Below are 16,327 nucleotides of genomic sequence, written 5' to 3'. Positions count from 1 at the left end.
CAGTTAGCAACGAGAGCAGATAGGGGCGTCTATGCAGCGTTCAGTACATGAGTTATTGACACCTCGTACCATTGACGTAAAGGAATCCAGTACCACGCGTGCCAAGGTTACTCTGGAGCCGCTAGAGCGGGGCTTCGGTCACACCCTGGGCAGTGCTCTGCGTCGGATCCTGTTGTCCTCAATGCCGGGCTGCGCCATTACCGAGGCGCAGATCGACGGTGTACTGCATGAGTACAGCGCAATCGAGGGTGTTCAGGAAGATGTCATTGAGATTCTTCTGAATCTCAAAGGCGTGGCCGTCAAGATGGAAGATCGGGACGAAGTTGAGTTGACCCTCAGCAAGAAAGGTCCTGGTCCGGTCACTGCTGGCGATATCAAGCTGGATCACAATGTTGAGATCGCGAATCCCGATCATGTCATTTGTCACCTGAGCGACAAGGGTGAAATGAACATGCGTCTGAAGATTGTTCGCGGCCGCGGTTACGAAGCTGCTGATCAGCGTGGTTTGGATGAAGACGAAACTCGCGCGATCGGGCGTCTGCAGCTGGATGCGACATACAGCCCGGTTCGTCGGGTCGCCTACGCGGTCGAAAGTGCCCGTGTAGAGCAGCGTACGGACCTGGACAAGCTGGTTATTGATCTGGAGACCAATGGCACGATCGATCCGGAGGAAGCTATCCGTCGGGCGGCCACCATTCTCCAGCAGCAGCTGGCAGTGTTTGTTGATTTCGATCATGAAAAAGAGCCAGAGCGTGTGGAGGAAGAGGAAGAAATTGATCCGATTCTCCTGCGTCCGGTAGATGATCTTGAATTAACAGTGCGTTCAGCTAACTGCTTGAAGGCAGAAAATATTTACTACATCGGCGATCTAATTCAGCGGACCGAAGTCGAGCTGCTGAAGACGCCTAACCTGGGTAAAAAGTCGCTGACCGAAATCAAAGACGTACTGGCCTCCCGTGGCCTGTCTTTGGGGATGCGTCTTGATAACTGGCCGCCGGCGAGCCTTCGTGGCGACGACCGGGTTCTGGGCGGTTAATCGCCGAATTGGTAGTTTAAGGTAAGGAATCAGAGCAATGCGTCATCGTAAGAGTGGTCGTAAGTTCAACAGGACCAGTGCGCATCGCAAAGCCATGTTTCGTAACATGGCCGCGTCACTGGTTGAACATGAGCTGATCAAAACGACGCTCCCGAAAGCCAAAGAGCTTCGTCGGGTAGCCGAGCCATTGATCACGCTTTCCAAGAATGATTCGGTAGCAAATCGTCGTCTGGCGTTCTCGCGCCTGCGTAACGATGCTGCGGTTGCCAAGCTGTTTGATGAGCTGGGTCCCCGTTATTCCGAGCGCCCAGGTGGTTACCTGCGTATCCTTAAGTGCGGTTTCCGGGCCGGCGACAATGCTCCTATGGCATTCGTCGAGCTGGTTGGCCGTCCTCTGGATATCGAGGCGGAAGAGGTGGCTGAAGACGAGGATTAATTCCTCGGCTTCGAGCCTAAAAAAAGCCGGTGCCCTTAGGGTCACCGGCTTTTTTTTGTCCGATTGGCGGTAGGGGCCCGGAATACGCCGGGCCCTGGCCTGGGCTTAGCCCTTGTAGGCTGCTACCGAGGCTTCTACGGCCTTGCGAGCCGCTTCCGCGTTGTCCCAGCCTTGGACCTTGACCCACTTACCGGGTTCCAACGTCTTGTAGTTCTCGAAGAAGTGCTGGATTTGGTCGCGCAGCAGTTGCGGCAAATCGTTGATGTCCTGAATGTCTGTGTAGGACTTGGTCAGCTTGTCGTGCGGGACTGCGACCAGCTTGGCATCGCCACCGGCTTCGTCTTCCATATTGAGGATGCCCACCGGGCGGCAGCGAATTACCGAACCGGCCTGTACCGGGTAAGGCGTAACGACCAAGACGTCGAGTGGGTCGCCGTCGTCAGCCAGGGTGTGGGGAATGAAGCCGTAGTTGGCCGGGTAGAACATCGGGGTGGCCATGAAGCGGTCGACCAGCAACGCGCCCATGTCTTTGTCGAGTTCGTATTTAACCGGGGAGCTGTTGGCCGGGATTTCTATGGCTACGTAGATGTCTTCGGGCGGGTTTTTGCCAGCAGGGATGTGATCAAAGTTCATGATGGATCCTTGTTCCGGGTGAATAGACTGCATTGGAAAGGTGGCGCAATTATACGTGTATCCCGGACATATCGAAACTAAACCAAGGTAGGTTTATCCGTGCGGCAAGGCTGACGCTTGCCGCGCCGGATGGTTTCAAAGTTTCATCTGCTTGGCGATCAGCTCTTTCATGATTTCATCGGTGCCGCCGCCAATCGACAGGATTTTGGCGTCCCGGTACAGGCGCTCGACCACGGACTCTCGCATGTAGCCCATGCCGCCGTGCAACTGCACCGCCTCGCGGGTAACCTTTTCACAGACCTCCACCGCGAAATTCTTCGCCATGGCAACTTCCTTGATGGGGGTTCGGCCCGCTGCCATCAGGGCGGCGCAGTGGTAGGCGTATTGCCGTGCGACGTCAACCTGGGTGGCCATGTCGACGAGTTTGTGGCGGTTGACCTGAAACGCTGAGATGGGGCGACCAAAGGCGTTGCGCTGGCGCGAGTAGGCCAATGACTCCTCGAGCGCAATCTGTGCGGTCATGTAGGCCATGATGGTCAGCATCAGGCGTTCCTGGAGGAAGTTGCTCATGATCGCGATAAAACCCGTGTTCTCGGCGCCAATCAGGCGATCGGCGGGCACCCGGCAGTCCTCAAAGAACAGTTCGGCGGTGTCGCTGGCCCACCAGCCCATCTTGCGCAGTTTGTTGCCCCGGGAAAAGCCCGGCGTGTCCCGGTCAATCAGCAACAGGCTGATGCCGCCGTGTCCATCGGAGCCGGTGCGTACGGCAACCGTATAGTAGTCGGCGCGATGTCCGCTGGTGATAAAGGTTTTGCTGCCATTCACCACATAATGATCGCCGTCGCGTACCGCTCGGGTCTTGAGGTTGGCAACATCAGAGCCGCCATTAGGTTCGGTGATTGCCAGCGCGGCGATCTTGTCGCCCCTGAGAACCTCCGGAACGACCTGTTGTCGAACCGCGGGTTGCGCCCATTTCGCCACGGGCGGCAAGCCGATGTCCAATGAGCCCAGGCTCGCCACCAGGCCGCCGGAGGTGGATCGCATCAGTTCCTCCGACACCGCGACCTTCATAAAGACATCGCCCTCACAGGAGCCGCCCAGGGCCTCCGGGAAGCCGATGCCGAGAAGGCCTGCGTCGCCTGCCTTGCGGTAGAGGTCGCGGGGGAACTCGCCGGCTTCCTCCCAGTCGTCGATGTGGGGTCGTACGTGGGTGGCAATGAATTTGCGTACGCTCAGGCGAACCTGCTCGTGGGTTTCGGTGAAATGGCTGGTCACGACACACTCCCTCTGCTTGGACATCGCAAAGGGCAGTGTGGCTGAAGTGTGAATACCAAGCAAGCGCTTGGTTAGTCTGAGGGGGTCAAATTCCCGGGCGAGGAACGCTCTCGACACCGTTTGGGGTGCCCAGCAGCAGCAGATCGGCCGGACGCCGCGCGAACAGGCCATTCGTGACGACGCCGACAATTTGGTTAAGCTGCTCTTCAAGCTGGATGGGTCGGGAAATGTCCAGGTTATGGATGTCGATGATGATGTTGCCGTTGTCGGTGACGACGCCTTCCCGGTAGACCGGGTCGCCGCCAAGCTTGACAATTTCCCGGCCGACGTGGCTTCGGGCCATGGGAAGGACTTCCACGGGTAGAGGAAACTTGCCGAGCACGCCGACTTTCTTGCTTTCGTCAGCGATACAGATGAAGGTATGGGCGACGGCCGCCACGATCTTCTCCCGGGTGAGGGCGCCACCGCCGCCCTTGATGAGCTCCAGGTGCTCATTGGTCTCATCGGCACCGTCAATGTAGAACTCGAGGATGCCGACAGTGTTCAGATCGTAGACCGGGATACCATGGGACCTTAGTCGTTCGGCGGTGGCTTCGGAGCTGGCCACGGCGCCATCGAAGTCGGTCCGGATGTTGGCCAGCAGGTCGATGAAAAAATTGGCGGTACTGCCGGTACCGACACCAATGATGCTGTCGCTCGCCAGGCGGGGGGCAATGTAATCCAGTGCGGCCTTGGCGACGGCGTGCTTGAGTTGGTCCTGATCCATTGTGGGCTCCGGTGAAGCGTGAGGCTGAGGGCTTGTGGATGATTTTGGCCATATTATAGCGGCCTGTCTGCATCGGTTATAGACGACACCCCGGCAAACTTTCTACACTGTGGGTTTTTGCTCCTCGGGTCGTGCGTGCGCCGCACCGGCTGAAGGGGAGACGTCCTGGTCTGACAATGGAACCCATGCACCATGCCGCAACGCTACATCAAAAAAATTCTGGATGCCCGCGTCTACGATGTGGCCAACGAAACGCCACTGACCGAAGCCCGCAATCTGTCCCGACGCTTCGACAACCAGATTTTCCTCAAGCGGGAAGACTTGCAGCCGGTGTTCTCCTTCAAGATTCGCGGCGCCTATAACCGGATTGCCCAGTTGTCCGATGAGCAGAAGCATTGCGGTGTGATCTGTGCCTCGGCGGGCAATCATGCCCAAGGCGTGGCCTTGGCTGCCAAAAAGTTGGGTATCAAGGCGGTCATCGTGATGCCGCAGACCACCCCGGACATCAAGGTACGCTCGGTCCGCAATCACGGCGCCAAGGTGGTGCTCAAGGGCGACGCTTTTGACGAGGCGGCGGCCCACGCCGCAGAGCTGGTGGCCAAGCATGGGCTGACCTATATCCCGCCCTACGACGACCCCGATGTCATTGCCGGACAGGGAACGGTGGCCATGGAAATGATGTGGCAGTTCACCCAGCCGCTGCATGCGGTGTTTATTCCGGTCGGGGGCGGCGGGCTGGTCGCAGGCATGGCGGCCTATATCAAGTACTTGCGCCCGGAGATCAAGGTGATCGGGGTCGAGCCCGAGGATTCGAACTGCCTGCAGGCGGCCCTGCAAGCCGGTGAGCGGGTGGTGCTGGATGAGGTGGGCATCTTTGCCGATGGTGTGGCGGTACGCCAGATCGGTCAGCATACCTGGGATATCTGCAAGGATCTGGTGGATGAGGTGGTGACAGTTTCCACCGATGAAATCTGTGCCGCCATCAAGGATATTTTTGACGACACCCGCTCCATCGCCGAGCCGGCGGGCGCGCTGTCCGTGGCGGGCATCAAGAAGTACATCGAGCGGGAGCAGTTGCAGGGTGAAAACCTGGCGGGCGTGCTCAGTGGTGCCAATATGAATTTCGATCGGCTGCGCTATATCTCCGAACGCACCGAGATCGGCGAGAAGCGGGAGGCGATCCTCGCGGTGACCATTCCCGAGCGTCCCGGTTCGTTCAAGTCGTTCATCAACGCCCTGCACAAACGCAGCATCACCGAGTTCAACTACCGATACTCCGATGAAGAGGATGCCTGCATTTTTGTCGGTATCCAGATTCAGCATGGCGGGCTTGGGCGCGATGAGTTGGTGCAGGAATTACGCGAAGCGGGTTATCCGGTCACGGACCTGACCGATAGCGACCTGGCCAAGCAGCATATTCGTCATATGGTAGGGGGGCATGCGCCCACCGTCGGCAACGAGAAGGTGTTCCAGTTTGAGTTTCCCGAGCGTCCCGGGGCATTGATGAAGTTCCTGATGTCGTTGGGGACCCGCTGGAACATCTCGATGTTTCACTATCGCAACCACGGTGCCGCCTACAGTCGGGTCTTGATGGGGGCTCAGGTGGATGATGGGGAGGTGGAGGCGTTTCGTGCCATGCTGGACAAGATCGGATTCCGCTACCAGGACGTTACCAACAACGAGGCCTATCGCCTGTTCCTTGGCGCGGGCAATAGCCGCCGCTAGTGGAGGCTATATTAAAAAATGTTAATTCCTTGAAAATTGTAAATCTTCGGCTGCGTGGTAGTCTTCCGGTGAATTCTGCGAAAGTTTAATAGCTTTTTGATTTTGTTGATCGTCACCGGAGACTGCGCACCATGCAACGCAAGCCTGACACCATTCGGGCCATAGTCGTGATTTTTGCCATCGGTTTGGCGGTCACCGGTATTACTTCGTTGCAGGCGTCCGAGAAAGACGCCAGTCGCGGCGCTCAGGCTGCTCAGATAATGGGCTATACCCGGTAACGACGGTGGTCCGTGACGATGCCCTGCAGTGGTATGTCCCAGGGTTCGATAGGCAGCCTCACCACACGCTGGATCTCATGGGCCAACCCGATCAACTTGGGGGCCAGCCTCGGCGTGCGCCGTACAAAGGCGAAGGTGCGATCGTAAAAGCCTCCTCCCATCCCCAAACGACCGCCCTCAAGATCGAAACCCACCAAAGGCAGCAGCACTGCGTCCAGAGACCAGGCCGGTCGAATGCGCTCATGGGCCAGTGACGGCTCGGGAATGCCAAACCGATTGTTGACGAGCCGGCTGTGGGGCGAATAGTGGCCAAACAGCATGCGGCCATGTTGGTACGGGTGCAGGATGGGCAGGTAGAACTGCACGCCCCGATCTCGTGCCGCCGCAATGAACGGGCCCGGGTCGATTTCGCCGTCGTTGGGCAGGTAAATGCCGATGTGGCGGGCGCGGTATAGCGATGGGCTGGTCATCAGCAATACCGACAGTCGCTTAGCCGCCGACCTTTGTTCGGCCGCAGTCAGGGAGCGTCGACGATTTCTTAATGCGCTGCGGATGTGAGCGCGGGACGACCGCTCCGGATGGGGTTCGAACGGGGCGATGGGTGGGATGTGCATGGGGTTAAAAAGCTTCCCGGGTTGCCGTTATCGGATGTGGCCCTTGAACCCAAGGTCCAAGGTTGGTGGCCGCTGTGGCAGATTAGGCTTTCCCCCGCGGGGGACATGCTCACAATGCCCTGAAGTAGCCACCTGGGTATTGCGCATCGGCTCGAGGACGTATCCGACCAGCGAACAACCCAGGAAGTTGGCCTATTATAGAGCCACCCCGGGGGCCGAATGCAAACCCGAAATTGTCTAGTTTTGTTCGCGCTGGTCCAAGGCCTGGTTCAGCGTGTTGTCCATGGCTTGCAGAATGCTGGCGGCCGCAGTGGACATGGTGTCCTGCTGCAGCAATTCATGGGTGATATTCAGGGCGGCCATAACCGCGATGCGCTCGGTGCCGAATACTTTACCGCTGGCTCGGATCTCCCGCATCTTGCGGTCCAGGTGTTGGGCCGCCTGCTCCAGGGCGCGGCGGGCGTCTTCCGGGCACGCCACCAGGTATTCCTTGTCGAGAATTTTGACTTCTACGGTCGTCGGCTGTTCGGACATCAGTGTTGCTCCAAGGCCCTGAGACGGCCAATCATGGCTTCAATCTTGTTTTTGGCAAGATCGTTCTTCTGGATGAGCTGGGCGCGTTCCCGGTTCCAGTCGTCCTGCAACTGGCGCATGGTCGCGTTGTCTTGCTCCAGCTTTCTGCAATGTTCCACCAGCCGGTCCAGCTTGTCCGCTAATGCCTGCAATTCGGACTGATCCATGACGTGTCCAGTAACTGTGATGAATGGAACTAACTATAAGTGTGGACTGTAAGCTGGTCAATTTACAGGGATGTCATTCCGTGGAAGTCGTCCCAAAATGCTGCCTTCGGCTGTTCCACCAGGCTCGGACGGCAGGAATCAGGCCAACCAGGGCGGCGGCCAGCGGGACACCGGCCAGCATCAGCCATTCACTTGAGTCCAGCGGGCGGAGTTGCAGGTGCAGTCCATAATGGTCCACAAGCCAGGGGCCGGCTGCGGCGATCAGCGCGACGCCCACTAGCACCGCCAGCAGGCTGGCAAGTGTGGCGAGCGCGGTGCACTCAATGACGTACAGCAGGGCGATCAGGATTGGGGAGGCGCCGGTGGCTCGCAGAATGGCGATTTCCTGCTGCCGGTGCACCTGAAGAGTCAGTAACACCGCTGCCAGTCCAACCAGGCTGGTTATCACCACGAAGCCGGTAATTGCCAGCAGCGCGCGTTCGAACTGCCCCATAATGCGCCACAGCTCGCTCAGTGCAATGCCCGGTAGGATCGCGGTGAGCGGTTCATCTTCATATTCATTGAGCTGGCGTTGAAGACGAAAGGTGAGCACCTTGCGTTCCGCGCCCAGCAGAACGGCGGTGATGGCTTGGGGCGCCAGGTTCAGTTGTCGTGCCTGATCCTTAGACAGTGTGCGCCCTGGGCGGGGCACGCCGGATTCCCAGCCGGCATGGATGGCTTCCAGCCCTTCCAGGCTGACATAGACGGCCCGATCCACCGGCGTGCCGGTAGGCGCCAGGATGCCGCTGACCCGAAAGGGAGTCTGATCGTGTCTCAGGAAGCTGGTGGCTCCGCCGCCATGGGCAAGAACCAGCTCTTCGCCGAGTTGGTGGTGGAACTCGCGGGCGACGTTGGCCCCCAGGACCACATCGAAGACGTCATCAAACCAGTCGCCGGAAACCAGTTGGAGCGGACGGTCGTTACCATGGCGATAGTGTTTCAGAAAGCCTGAATCGGTGCCCACCACCCGATAGCCCCGGTAGCTGTCGCCAAGCGATAGGGGAACCAGCCAGTCCACGGAGTCCATTTGCCGCAGCTTCTCGTAGGTCGACCAGTGGATGTTGTTGGTGGCGTTGCCGAGGTGGAAAACCGAGTACAGCAGTAGGTTGAGTTGCCCGCCACGGGCTCCAACGATCAGGTCGGTACCGGAGATGGTGCTGGTGAATGACTGACGGACCTCGGTACGTAAATATTGCACGCCCAATAGCAGCACAATGCTGAGAGTCAGAGTCAGGGTGACCAGCGCCAGAATGCCCCGCCTATGCCAAATGCTGGCCAGGGCCAGCGACAGTGCCAGACGAAGGTTCATTGGGGGGCTCCGAGGGTCAGTTGATTGGGGAAGTGTTGCGCCAGGGCCTCATCGTGGCTAACAAACAGCACTGAGGTTTGGCGGGCATTGGCCTGGTTCAGCAGGATCTGGATAAAACGGTCGCGATTGTCTGTGTCCAGGGCTGATGTGGGTTCGTCGGCGAGAATCAGTCCCGGTGATCCGATCAGGGCTCGTGCCGCGGCCACGCGCTGCTGCTGGCCGACGCTCAGTTCGTTGATGGGGTGGTGCCAGTGACGTGGTGGGATGGTGAGGGCCTCGAGCAATGCCTCGGCCTCTTTCCGTGCCGAGGGGGCGGTGCGTAATCGACGCCGGGCCGATAACCGGCAAGGCAGCAGTGTGTTGGCCAGGGGGCTCAGATAGGGGACCAGGTTGAACTGTTGAAAAATTACCCCAAGCTGATCGGCCCGTAATCGGTCAAATCGTCCCCGTGAGAGCTGGCGGGCATCTTGTCCCAGCAGCGTGAGTTGACCCTGTTGCAGCGGCGATAGACCACAAATAAGGCCCAACAGAGTGCTCTTGCCACTGCCGCTGGGCCCCCTTAGAAACAGATGATGTCCCTGGGGGAGGGTGATGTCCGGGTAGTGAATGGCGGGGGCCTGGGGATTCCAGTGAAATGTGAGTCCCCGACACTGGATGGCGGACGGTGGCGGTGTGGTCGATGGCGAGGTATGCGTCATGTTGGTTGGGTCATTGTTGGAGTATGATGGCTTGTCCACGTTTATAAAGGTCTGGTCGTTACATGGTGAAGCGTATGGGGATGTTGGCTTGGGTTGTGGTTGGGATAGGTCTGGCCGCACCGATGGCCGTCCGGGCGGAGACCGGCGGGCGTGAAATCGACTGGCTCGAACTGATGCCCGCCACGGATGTCGCGCTGTTGGAGAACCTGCCCGAAGTTGAGCACCAGGGGGACGGGCCCGCCTCCCTGCCGGACGAAATCATGACCGGGCGCACAGTTCCCGAGATGGATGGTGTTGCGGGCAAGATTCCCGGTTTTGTGGTGCCGCTTAAGACGACCCAGGACATGCGCATCCTGGAGTTTTTCCTGGTGCCATATTACGGTGCCTGCATTCATGTGCCGCCACCTCCCCCCAACCAAATCATTCACGTTACCTATCCCGACGGTTTAAAGCTGGACGTGCTGTACGAGCCGGTATGGGTGAAGGGTACGCTGGAAATCGAGCGTACCGAGAATGACATTGCCTCGGCCTCCTACGCGGTCGAGGCGGAACATGTGGAACTTTACCAGTATTAGGGCGTTAGCTTCAGAGTGGGGTTGCCGGGTGACAGGTGATGGCTCCCCTGGCCGTGTTCGCTGAGCCATTCCACCCGCAGTTCTTCCAGGTTGGAAAACTGCTCAAGTATGGGTGAGCTGATGTCCTGACCTGCAATCGGGCGATCGCAGCGAATGGTCTGGTTTACTTCGATGTCCCGGTGCGTTGTTGCATCGTGTTCGTCACCATGTTCCTCATGCTCATGCTCATGCTCATGCTCATGCTCATGCTCATGCTCATGCTCATGCTCCCCGGTTGTGCCGTCATCATGTAAAACGACCTGGCCGGCGGTGACCTGGCAGTTAGCACTTGTCAGGCTGAGCAAGGGCGTGGACGACAACCAGGCCCGAACCTGATCCTGCTGGCTGTGCTCTTCCTTCGACCGGGGTGAGTATTCAAACCCCAGCAGGTTGAATGCGGGCGAGCTCAGCATGACCTCAATGGTCTGCCCCTCCACCGCAGCCTGAAGGACGGCCTGGCCGTGCTGGTGGGCGCCCGGATTGTCGCCGGCCAGCGCGGGGGTGGTCGACAATGCCAGTGTGCTGATCAGGTTGGTCGCCAGGCGGCGTGGGAAGCGGGAGGGCATGCTTCGACTCCGAATATTTATGATATGTTATAACATAATTAACGTGCCGGGCGGCCCGGGTCAAGTGGTATTGAAACCGGCAAGGCACTGTATGCGGCGATGTCTTCAGCCTCGCTCAGTGCTACGATAGTCACCCCAAGCATCACCACAGGAAGACCGCATTAGATGTCTGTTCCCGATATCGACAAGTCCCAGGCCTTTGAGTGTTGGGCCAATCTATTCACCGCCCACCAGGCCTTCAGCCATCCGTCCGAACTGCACGGGGTACTCTGTGGTCGTTTGGCTGCCGGTGGTCGCTTGGCGGAACCGGAGTGGCTGGCTCTGGTGTGTGAGCACATGGGGCTGGCTGAAACTGCCGCTGACGAATCCGCCGAGCTGGCGTCGTTCATGGGGGCGGCCTATGCCGGTACCCTTGACGGGCTTAAGGCCGCCGATATGAGTTTCCAGCCGTTGTTGCCCGATGACGACTATGCCCTGGAGCAGCGTTTGCAGGCGCTTTCCTCCTGGATTCGCGGCTTTCTCGAGGGGTTGGCGTTGCAGGCCGGGGCGGCACTGGGAGCGGCACCCTCGGAGATTCGTGAGTTGATCGAGGATCTGGTCGCCATCAGCCAGGTGTCGGACGCCGAGGACGACAGCGAGGACGGCGAGGACAGCGAAACCCAGCTGCTGGAGATTACCGAGTACGTGCGCCTGGGCGCACTGGCGGTCTTTACTGAGTATAATCCGCCAGAACCCCCGGCCTCCGAGACCGTCCACTGAACGCCTGCAAAGCCCGGAACGTTGATATGACCGTCTACATCCCCATGAAAGAATTTGCCGAGCGTCGCCGCAAGCTGATGGAGCGGATGGCTCCGGACAGCATTGCCATACTGCCGGCGGCCTCCGAGCGGGTGCGTAACCGCGATGTGTTGCACCCCTTCCGGCAGGACAGCGACTTCCAGTACCTGACCGGATTCGGTGAGCCCGATGCGGTGCTGGTGCTGATCCCGGGGCGGGATCACGGCGAGTCGGTGCTGTTCTGCAAGGAGCGGAATCCGGAAAAAGAGCTGTGGGACGGCTTCCTGGTGGGGCCGGAAGGGGCCATCGAGCGGTTTGGCCTCGATGATGCCTTCCCGATTTCAGACATCGATGACATCCTGCCCGGGATGATCGAAGGCCGTAGCCGGGTGTATTACCCGCTGGGCAAAGATCACACCTTCGATGCCCAGGTGATGGACTGGGTCAAACTCATTCGCAGCAAGGTTCGCTCCGGGGCTCAGCCGCCGGGTGAATTTGTTGCCCTGGAGCATCAGCTGCACGACCTGCGGCTGTACAAGAGTGCCAATGAGATCAAGGCCATGGCCCGGGCTGGCGAAATTAGTGCCGAAGCCCACCGTCGTGCCATGCAACGCGCCCGCCGTGGCGGCAGCGAGTACAACCTGGAGGCGGAGCTGGTTCATACGTTTATGGATCACGGCGCCCGCGCCACTGCCTACCCATCCATTGTCGGCGGCGGCGCCAACGGCTGCATCCTGCACTACATCGACAACTCGGCGCCGCTCAAGGACGGCGATCTGGTGCTGATTGATGCCGGTTGTGAGGTGGAGTGTTACGCCGCCGATATCACCCGCACCTTCCCGGTCAACGGCAAGTTCAGTGAGGACCAGAAGGCGCTGTACGAGGTGGTGCTGGCGGCCCAGGTGGCTGCGATTGACGCCGTGCGTCCCGGCAATCACTGGAACCATCCCCATGAGGCGGCCCTCGAGGTGTTGTGCCAGGGGCTGATTGACCTGGGGCTGTTGCGTGGCACGCTGGCACAGGTGCTCGACACGGAGGCCTATAAGCCGTTCTACATGCACCGGACCGGTCACTGGTTGGGGCTCGATGTCCACGATGTCGGAGACTACAAGGTGGGGGATGCCTGGCGGGTACTGGAGCCGGGTATGGCGCTGACGGTGGAGCCGGGGCTGTACGTGGCTCCGGACAACACCGAGGTGGAGCCACGGTGGCGTGGCCTGGGTATCCGGATCGAAGACGACGTGGTGGTGACCCGCGATGGCTGCCGGGTGTTGACCGACGGTGTCCCCAAAACCGTCGCCGAGATTGAAGCGTTAATGGCAGGGTAACCGTGAGCCTGAGCGAACAAAAGCTGGATACCGATCTTGTCATCGCCGGCGGCGGACTGGCCGGGGCGACGCTGGCGCTGGCGCTGGCCCGGGCCGTGCCTCAGCTGCGAGTGACCGTGGTCGAGGCCTTTCCTCTGTCCCGGGAGCCGTTACCGGACCACTACCAGCCCAGTTTTGATGCCCGCTCCACCGCCCTGGCCTGGGGCTCCCGGCTGATCTACGAGCAGCTGGGACTGTGGCCTCGGCTGTCGGCACAAGCGACACCCATTCGTCACATCCATGTCTCCGATCGGGGCCGGTTTGGTGCCACCCGGCTGGCAGCCAGCGAGCACGGCCAGGAAGCCCTCGGCTATGTGGTGGATAACCGCTGGCTGGGCCTGTGCCTGATGGCAGCGCTGCGGGACTGCCCCCAGGTGAGTTGGCGGGCGCCGGCCCAGGTTCGGGATGTCAGCCGCTGGCGGGATGGCGTCTCGGTGGCGGTGGCTGAGGGCGATAGTCTCGAGCACCTGACCGCCCAGTGTCTGGTCATCGCCGATGGTGGTCGATCTGGACTGCGCGAGCGGCTGGGATTTCGGGTTGCCCACAGCGGTTACGATCAGCATGCGCTGATTGCCAACGTGTCGACCGGCCAGAGTCATGGCTTCACGGCGTACGAGCGTTTCACCCCGGCCGGGCCCATGGCGTTGTTGCCCCAGGGGGGCGCCGGTGCCGGCAATACCAGCGCTCTGGTCTGGACCCTGGCACAAGCCGATCTCGAGCAGGTACTGGCATTGGATGCCGCCGATCAGTGCCGGCGTCTCCAGCAGCGGTTTGGCTGGCGACTGGGGCGGATTAACCAGATTGGCCAGTGTAATCACTACCCCTTGGCGCTGTCGACGGTGGACGAAGCGATTCGTCCCGGCGTGGTGCTGATCGGTAACGCCGCCCACACTCTGCATCCGGTGGCGGGGCAGGGCTTCAACCTCGCCTTGCGGGGCATCATGGCGCTGGTGGAGCAGTTCCAGCAGGGGCTGGCCCAAGGCTTGGCCCTGGGGGATCTGGCCCTGCTTGGCCGCTACCAGGCGCACCACCGTCGGGATTGGCAGCAAACCGTCCGGTTTTCCGATTCCCTGATTCGCATTTTCGGTGATCGTCAGCCGGCTCTGGCGCTGGCCCGCGATGCCGGCTTGGTGGGGCTGGACCTATTGCCTGGCGTTAAACGCATGTTTGCCCGCAGTGCGATGGGGCTCGGCGCGCGGCGGCCGGCCTTCCCTAACGAACCGCAGCAGGCGAGGAACCGTGATGACTGAGTCGGGCCATTTCGACATCTTGGTGGTGGGGGGGGGCATGACCGGCAGCGCCCTGGCCCTGGGGCTGGCCCGTCAGGGCTGGCTGGTGGGTCTGGTGGAAGCCGGCCAGTTGGCGGCGATAACCGCCGCTCCCGAGGCGGTGACCTCGGTCGATGATTACGAACCCCGGGTGAGTGCCATCTCAGCGGCCAGCAAAGGCGTGTTGGATGCGCTCGGTGTCTGGTCCAGTGTGGCCAGGGAACGCCACTGCAATTACCAAGGCATGACCGTCTGGGACGGTGACGGCACCGGTCGAATCCACTTCGACGCCCATGAGCTGCACGTGCCGGAGCTGGGGACCATTGTGGAGAACCGAATCCTGGTCCGGGCCTTGTTCCAGGCTCTGGCCGACAGCCCCGTCACCGTGCTGGATGGCGTCCAGGTCACCGCCATGGCGGCAACACCCCAGGGCCGCACCCTGACGTTGGCTGATGGTCGCAGTCTGACCGCGTCACTGGTGGTGGCCGCGGATGGCGCCAACTCCCGGCTGCGACAATGGGCGGGCCTGCCCACCCGGGAATGGGATTACGATCAGCAAGCCATTGTCTGTACCGTGCGCACCGCGCAAAGTCATCAGCGTACCGCCTGGCAGCGCTTCTCGCCAACCGGCCCGTTGGCCTTCCTGCCGCTGGCGAGCGGCGAGGCCGGTGACGACCATTTCTGTTCCATCGTCTGGTCCCAGGACACCCTGGAGGCGAAACGGCTGCTGACCCTGAACGATGCCGACTTCACCCAGGCGCTGGAGGCGGCGATCGAGCGACAGCTGGGCGCTATCGAGGCGGTGTCCAGGCGCTCGGCGTTTCCGCTGCGTCAGCGGCACGCCAAGGATTACGTTGGCGATCACTTTGTCCTGGTGGGGGACGCCGCCCACACGATCCACCCGCTGGCGGGTCAGGGCGCAAACCTGGGTTACAGCGACGTCCGGGTACTGCTGGACGAACTGGCGCAAGCCCGGCGTAACGGTCTGGCAGCCAGCGACGCTTTGGTGCTGGCGCGTTACCAGCGTCGCCGCAAGGGCGATAACCTCACCATGATGGCGGCCATGGAGGGCTTCAAACAGCTGTTTGCCCGTGACGAACTGCCGCTGCGCTGGCTCCGCAACACCGGCATGCGCTGGCTGGATCGGGCCGGCCCACTGAAGCAGCGCATCGCCGCCGAGGCCATGGGCCTTCATCACTGATTAATCACCACAACCGGCAAGACAAGGAAACCACATGGCTGCAGCCAGTCTTCTCGCCCTGATTGATGACATTGCCACCATCCTCGACGATGTCGCCTCCATGACCAAGGTCGCCACACAGAAAACCGCAGGGGTGCTGGGGGACGATCTCGCACTCAATGCCCAGCAGGTTGCCGGCGTGCGACCGGCGCGGGAAATTCCGGTGGTCTGGGCGGTGGCCAAGGGCTCATTTCGGAACAAGCTGGTCTTGGTGCCCGCTGCCCTGGCCATCAGTTTTTTTGTGCCCTGGCTGGTAACGCCGCTGCTGATGCTCGGCGGTGCCTTTCTGTGTTACGAAGGCTTCGAAAAGCTCGCCCATAAGTGGCTGCATTCCGCTGCCGAGGACGAGAGCCATCGGCAGGAGTTGAAGCAGGCGTTACAGGATCCAGAGCGGGACTTGCTGGCGCTGGAGCAGGACAAGGTTCGTGGTGCGGTGCGCACCGACTTTATCCTGTCGGCGGAAATCATTGCCATCACTCTGGGCACCGTCGCCGACCAGCCCATTGGTATGCAGTTCCTGGTGCTGTCGGTGGTGGCAGTGTTAATTACCTTGGGCGTTTACGGCCTGGTGGCGGGCATCGTGAAGTTGGACGACGGCGGCCTTTATCTCAGCCGGCGTCCGGGCCTGGGCTGGTGGTCATCACTCCAGCAGGCTACGGGGCGGGGCATCCTCTGGCTGGCGCCGTACCTGATGAAGGGGTTGTCGATTCTCGGGACCGCTGCCATGTTCCTGGTGGGTGGGGGCATCATCGCCCATGGCGTACCGCCACTGTACCACCAGATCCACCAGCTCACGGAGTCGCTGGGCGGGGTGATGGCGGTGTTGGGTCCGGTGCTGGCGGATGGCGTCGTGGGCGTTCTTGCCGGCGCCGTTGTGGTGGCTGTGGTGACCCTGCTGGGCCGTGGCTGGAAGACGCTCAAAGGGGTCTGACGATCTTCGCCCCAG

At 60.7% G+C, this 16,327-nt stretch carries 19 protein-coding genes and 1 other RNA gene; 10 read left to right on the top strand and 10 right to left on the bottom strand.

Annotation, left to right across the window (positions count from 1 at the left end):
• Positions 1–31: 31 nt before the first annotated feature.
• Together N6L25_RS11580 and rplQ are read left to right on the top strand one after the other, a co-directional pair.
• The gene (locus N6L25_RS11580) at positions 32–1,036 is read left to right on the top strand and encodes a DNA-directed RNA polymerase subunit alpha (RefSeq protein ID WP_271980384.1); all 1,005 of its coding nucleotides are present in this window, start codon (positions 32–34) and stop codon (positions 1,034–1,036) included.
• A 37-nt stretch (positions 1,037–1,073) separates the two neighbouring features.
• Positions 1,074–1,472, top strand: a complete 399-nt coding sequence (gene rplQ, locus N6L25_RS11575) for a 50S ribosomal protein L17 (protein WP_271980382.1) — start codon at positions 1,074–1,076, stop codon at positions 1,470–1,472.
• A 105-nt stretch (positions 1,473–1,577) separates the two neighbouring features.
• On the opposite strand, the gene ppa is transcribed toward rplQ, so the two are convergent.
• The 3 genes from ppa to rpiA all read right to left on the bottom strand — a co-directional run bounded on the left by ppa (position 1,578) and on the right by rpiA (position 4,146).
• Positions 1,578–2,105 (bottom strand): inorganic diphosphatase, encoded by a 528-nt coding sequence (ppa, locus tag N6L25_RS11570; RefSeq protein ID WP_271980380.1) that lies wholly within the window; start codon positions 2,103–2,105, stop codon positions 1,578–1,580.
• A gap of 135 nt (positions 2,106–2,240) precedes the next feature.
• A complete protein-coding gene (locus N6L25_RS11565; protein ID WP_271980378.1) occupies positions 2,241–3,404 on the bottom strand; it encodes an acyl-CoA dehydrogenase family protein in 1,164 nt (387 codons plus the stop codon).
• A gap of 61 nt (positions 3,405–3,465) precedes the next feature.
• Positions 3,466–4,146, bottom strand: coding sequence for a ribose-5-phosphate isomerase RpiA (gene rpiA / locus N6L25_RS11560; RefSeq protein ID WP_271980376.1), 681 nt, complete (start codon positions 4,144–4,146; stop codon positions 3,466–3,468).
• Between the two features lie 192 nt (positions 4,147–4,338).
• On the opposite strand from rpiA, the gene ilvA reads away from it, so the two are divergent.
• Both ilvA and N6L25_RS11550 read left to right on the top strand, forming a co-directional pair.
• A complete protein-coding gene (ilvA, locus tag N6L25_RS11555) occupies positions 4,339–5,871 on the top strand; it encodes a threonine ammonia-lyase, biosynthetic (RefSeq protein WP_271980374.1) in 1,533 nt (510 codons plus the stop codon).
• Positions 5,872–6,002: 131 nt separating this feature from the next.
• Positions 6,003–6,149: a hypothetical protein gene (locus N6L25_RS11550; RefSeq protein ID WP_271980372.1), complete on the top strand. Its 147-nt coding sequence runs from the start codon at positions 6,003–6,005 to the stop codon at positions 6,147–6,149.
• Here N6L25_RS11550 and N6L25_RS11545 read toward each other — a convergent pair.
• The 6 genes from N6L25_RS11545 to N6L25_RS11520 all read right to left on the bottom strand — a co-directional run bounded on the left by N6L25_RS11545 (position 6,137) and on the right by N6L25_RS11520 (position 9,549).
• Positions 6,137–6,763 (bottom strand): 5-formyltetrahydrofolate cyclo-ligase, encoded by a 627-nt coding sequence (locus N6L25_RS11545; protein ID WP_271980370.1) that lies wholly within the window; start codon positions 6,761–6,763, stop codon positions 6,137–6,139. The two genes, N6L25_RS11550 and N6L25_RS11545, sit on opposite strands and share 13 nt — an antisense overlap.
• Before the next feature lie 9 nt (positions 6,764–6,772).
• Positions 6,773–6,952: non-coding RNA, 6S RNA (gene ssrS, locus N6L25_RS11540), on the bottom strand.
• Positions 6,953–7,000: 48 nt separating this feature from the next.
• On the bottom strand, positions 7,001–7,297 hold the full coding sequence (locus N6L25_RS11535; protein ID WP_271980367.1) for a cell division protein ZapA: 297 nt from the start codon (positions 7,295–7,297) through the stop codon (positions 7,001–7,003).
• Positions 7,297–7,503: a TIGR02449 family protein gene (locus N6L25_RS11530; protein WP_271980365.1), complete on the bottom strand. Its 207-nt coding sequence runs from the start codon at positions 7,501–7,503 to the stop codon at positions 7,297–7,299. Before N6L25_RS11530 ends, N6L25_RS11535 begins: the two co-directional genes overlap by 1 nt.
• A gap of 73 nt (positions 7,504–7,576) precedes the next feature.
• Positions 7,577–8,851, bottom strand: a complete 1,275-nt coding sequence (locus N6L25_RS11525) for an ABC transporter permease (protein ID WP_271980363.1) — start codon at positions 8,849–8,851, stop codon at positions 7,577–7,579.
• Positions 8,848–9,549: an ABC transporter ATP-binding protein gene (locus N6L25_RS11520; RefSeq protein WP_271980361.1), complete on the bottom strand. Its 702-nt coding sequence runs from the start codon at positions 9,547–9,549 to the stop codon at positions 8,848–8,850. The genes N6L25_RS11525 and N6L25_RS11520 overlap by 4 nt, the downstream gene beginning before the upstream one ends.
• A gap of 62 nt (positions 9,550–9,611) precedes the next feature.
• Between N6L25_RS11520 and N6L25_RS11515 the strand changes: the two genes are divergently transcribed.
• On the top strand, positions 9,612–10,124 hold the full coding sequence (locus N6L25_RS11515; RefSeq protein WP_442915235.1) for a DUF3299 domain-containing protein: 513 nt from the start codon (positions 9,612–9,614) through the stop codon (positions 10,122–10,124).
• On the opposite strand, the gene N6L25_RS11510 is transcribed toward N6L25_RS11515, so the two are convergent.
• The gene (locus tag N6L25_RS11510) at positions 10,121–10,729 is read right to left on the bottom strand and encodes a ZrgA family zinc uptake protein (protein WP_271980359.1); all 609 of its coding nucleotides are present in this window, start codon (positions 10,727–10,729) and stop codon (positions 10,121–10,123) included. The genes N6L25_RS11515 and N6L25_RS11510 overlap by 4 nt on opposite strands.
• A 165-nt stretch (positions 10,730–10,894) precedes the next feature.
• Between N6L25_RS11510 and N6L25_RS11505 the strand changes: the two genes are divergently transcribed.
• The 5 genes from N6L25_RS11505 to N6L25_RS11485 are packed head-to-tail and all read left to right on the top strand — an operon-like array spanning position 10,895 to position 16,312.
• A complete protein-coding gene (locus tag N6L25_RS11505; RefSeq protein WP_271980357.1) occupies positions 10,895–11,488 on the top strand; it encodes a UPF0149 family protein in 594 nt (197 codons plus the stop codon).
• Positions 11,489–11,514: 26 nt separating this feature from the next.
• The gene (gene pepP / locus N6L25_RS11500; protein WP_271980355.1) at positions 11,515–12,834 is read left to right on the top strand and encodes a Xaa-Pro aminopeptidase; all 1,320 of its coding nucleotides are present in this window, start codon (positions 11,515–11,517) and stop codon (positions 12,832–12,834) included.
• Positions 12,835–12,842: 8 nt separating this feature from the next.
• Entirely contained in the window at positions 12,843–14,123 is a 1,281-nt protein-coding gene (ubiH, locus tag N6L25_RS11495; RefSeq protein WP_271980530.1) for a 2-octaprenyl-6-methoxyphenyl hydroxylase, read from the top strand.
• The gene (locus N6L25_RS11490) at positions 14,116–15,342 is read left to right on the top strand and encodes a UbiH/UbiF/VisC/COQ6 family ubiquinone biosynthesis hydroxylase (RefSeq protein ID WP_271980353.1); all 1,227 of its coding nucleotides are present in this window, start codon (positions 14,116–14,118) and stop codon (positions 15,340–15,342) included. The genes ubiH and N6L25_RS11490 overlap by 8 nt, the downstream gene beginning before the upstream one ends.
• A 34-nt stretch (positions 15,343–15,376) precedes the next feature.
• Positions 15,377–16,312 (top strand): DUF808 domain-containing protein, encoded by a 936-nt coding sequence (locus N6L25_RS11485; RefSeq protein WP_271980351.1) that lies wholly within the window; start codon positions 15,377–15,379, stop codon positions 16,310–16,312.
• Positions 16,313–16,327 lie beyond the last annotated feature (15 nt).

Source organism: Marinobacter sp. SS21 (genome assembly GCF_028369065.1).
In the GTDB taxonomy this organism is placed as follows: domain Bacteria; phylum Pseudomonadota; class Gammaproteobacteria; order Pseudomonadales; family Oleiphilaceae; genus Marinobacter.
Note: the sequence above shows the minus strand (reverse complement) of the source record. Positions and strands in the feature narration are given on the sequence as shown.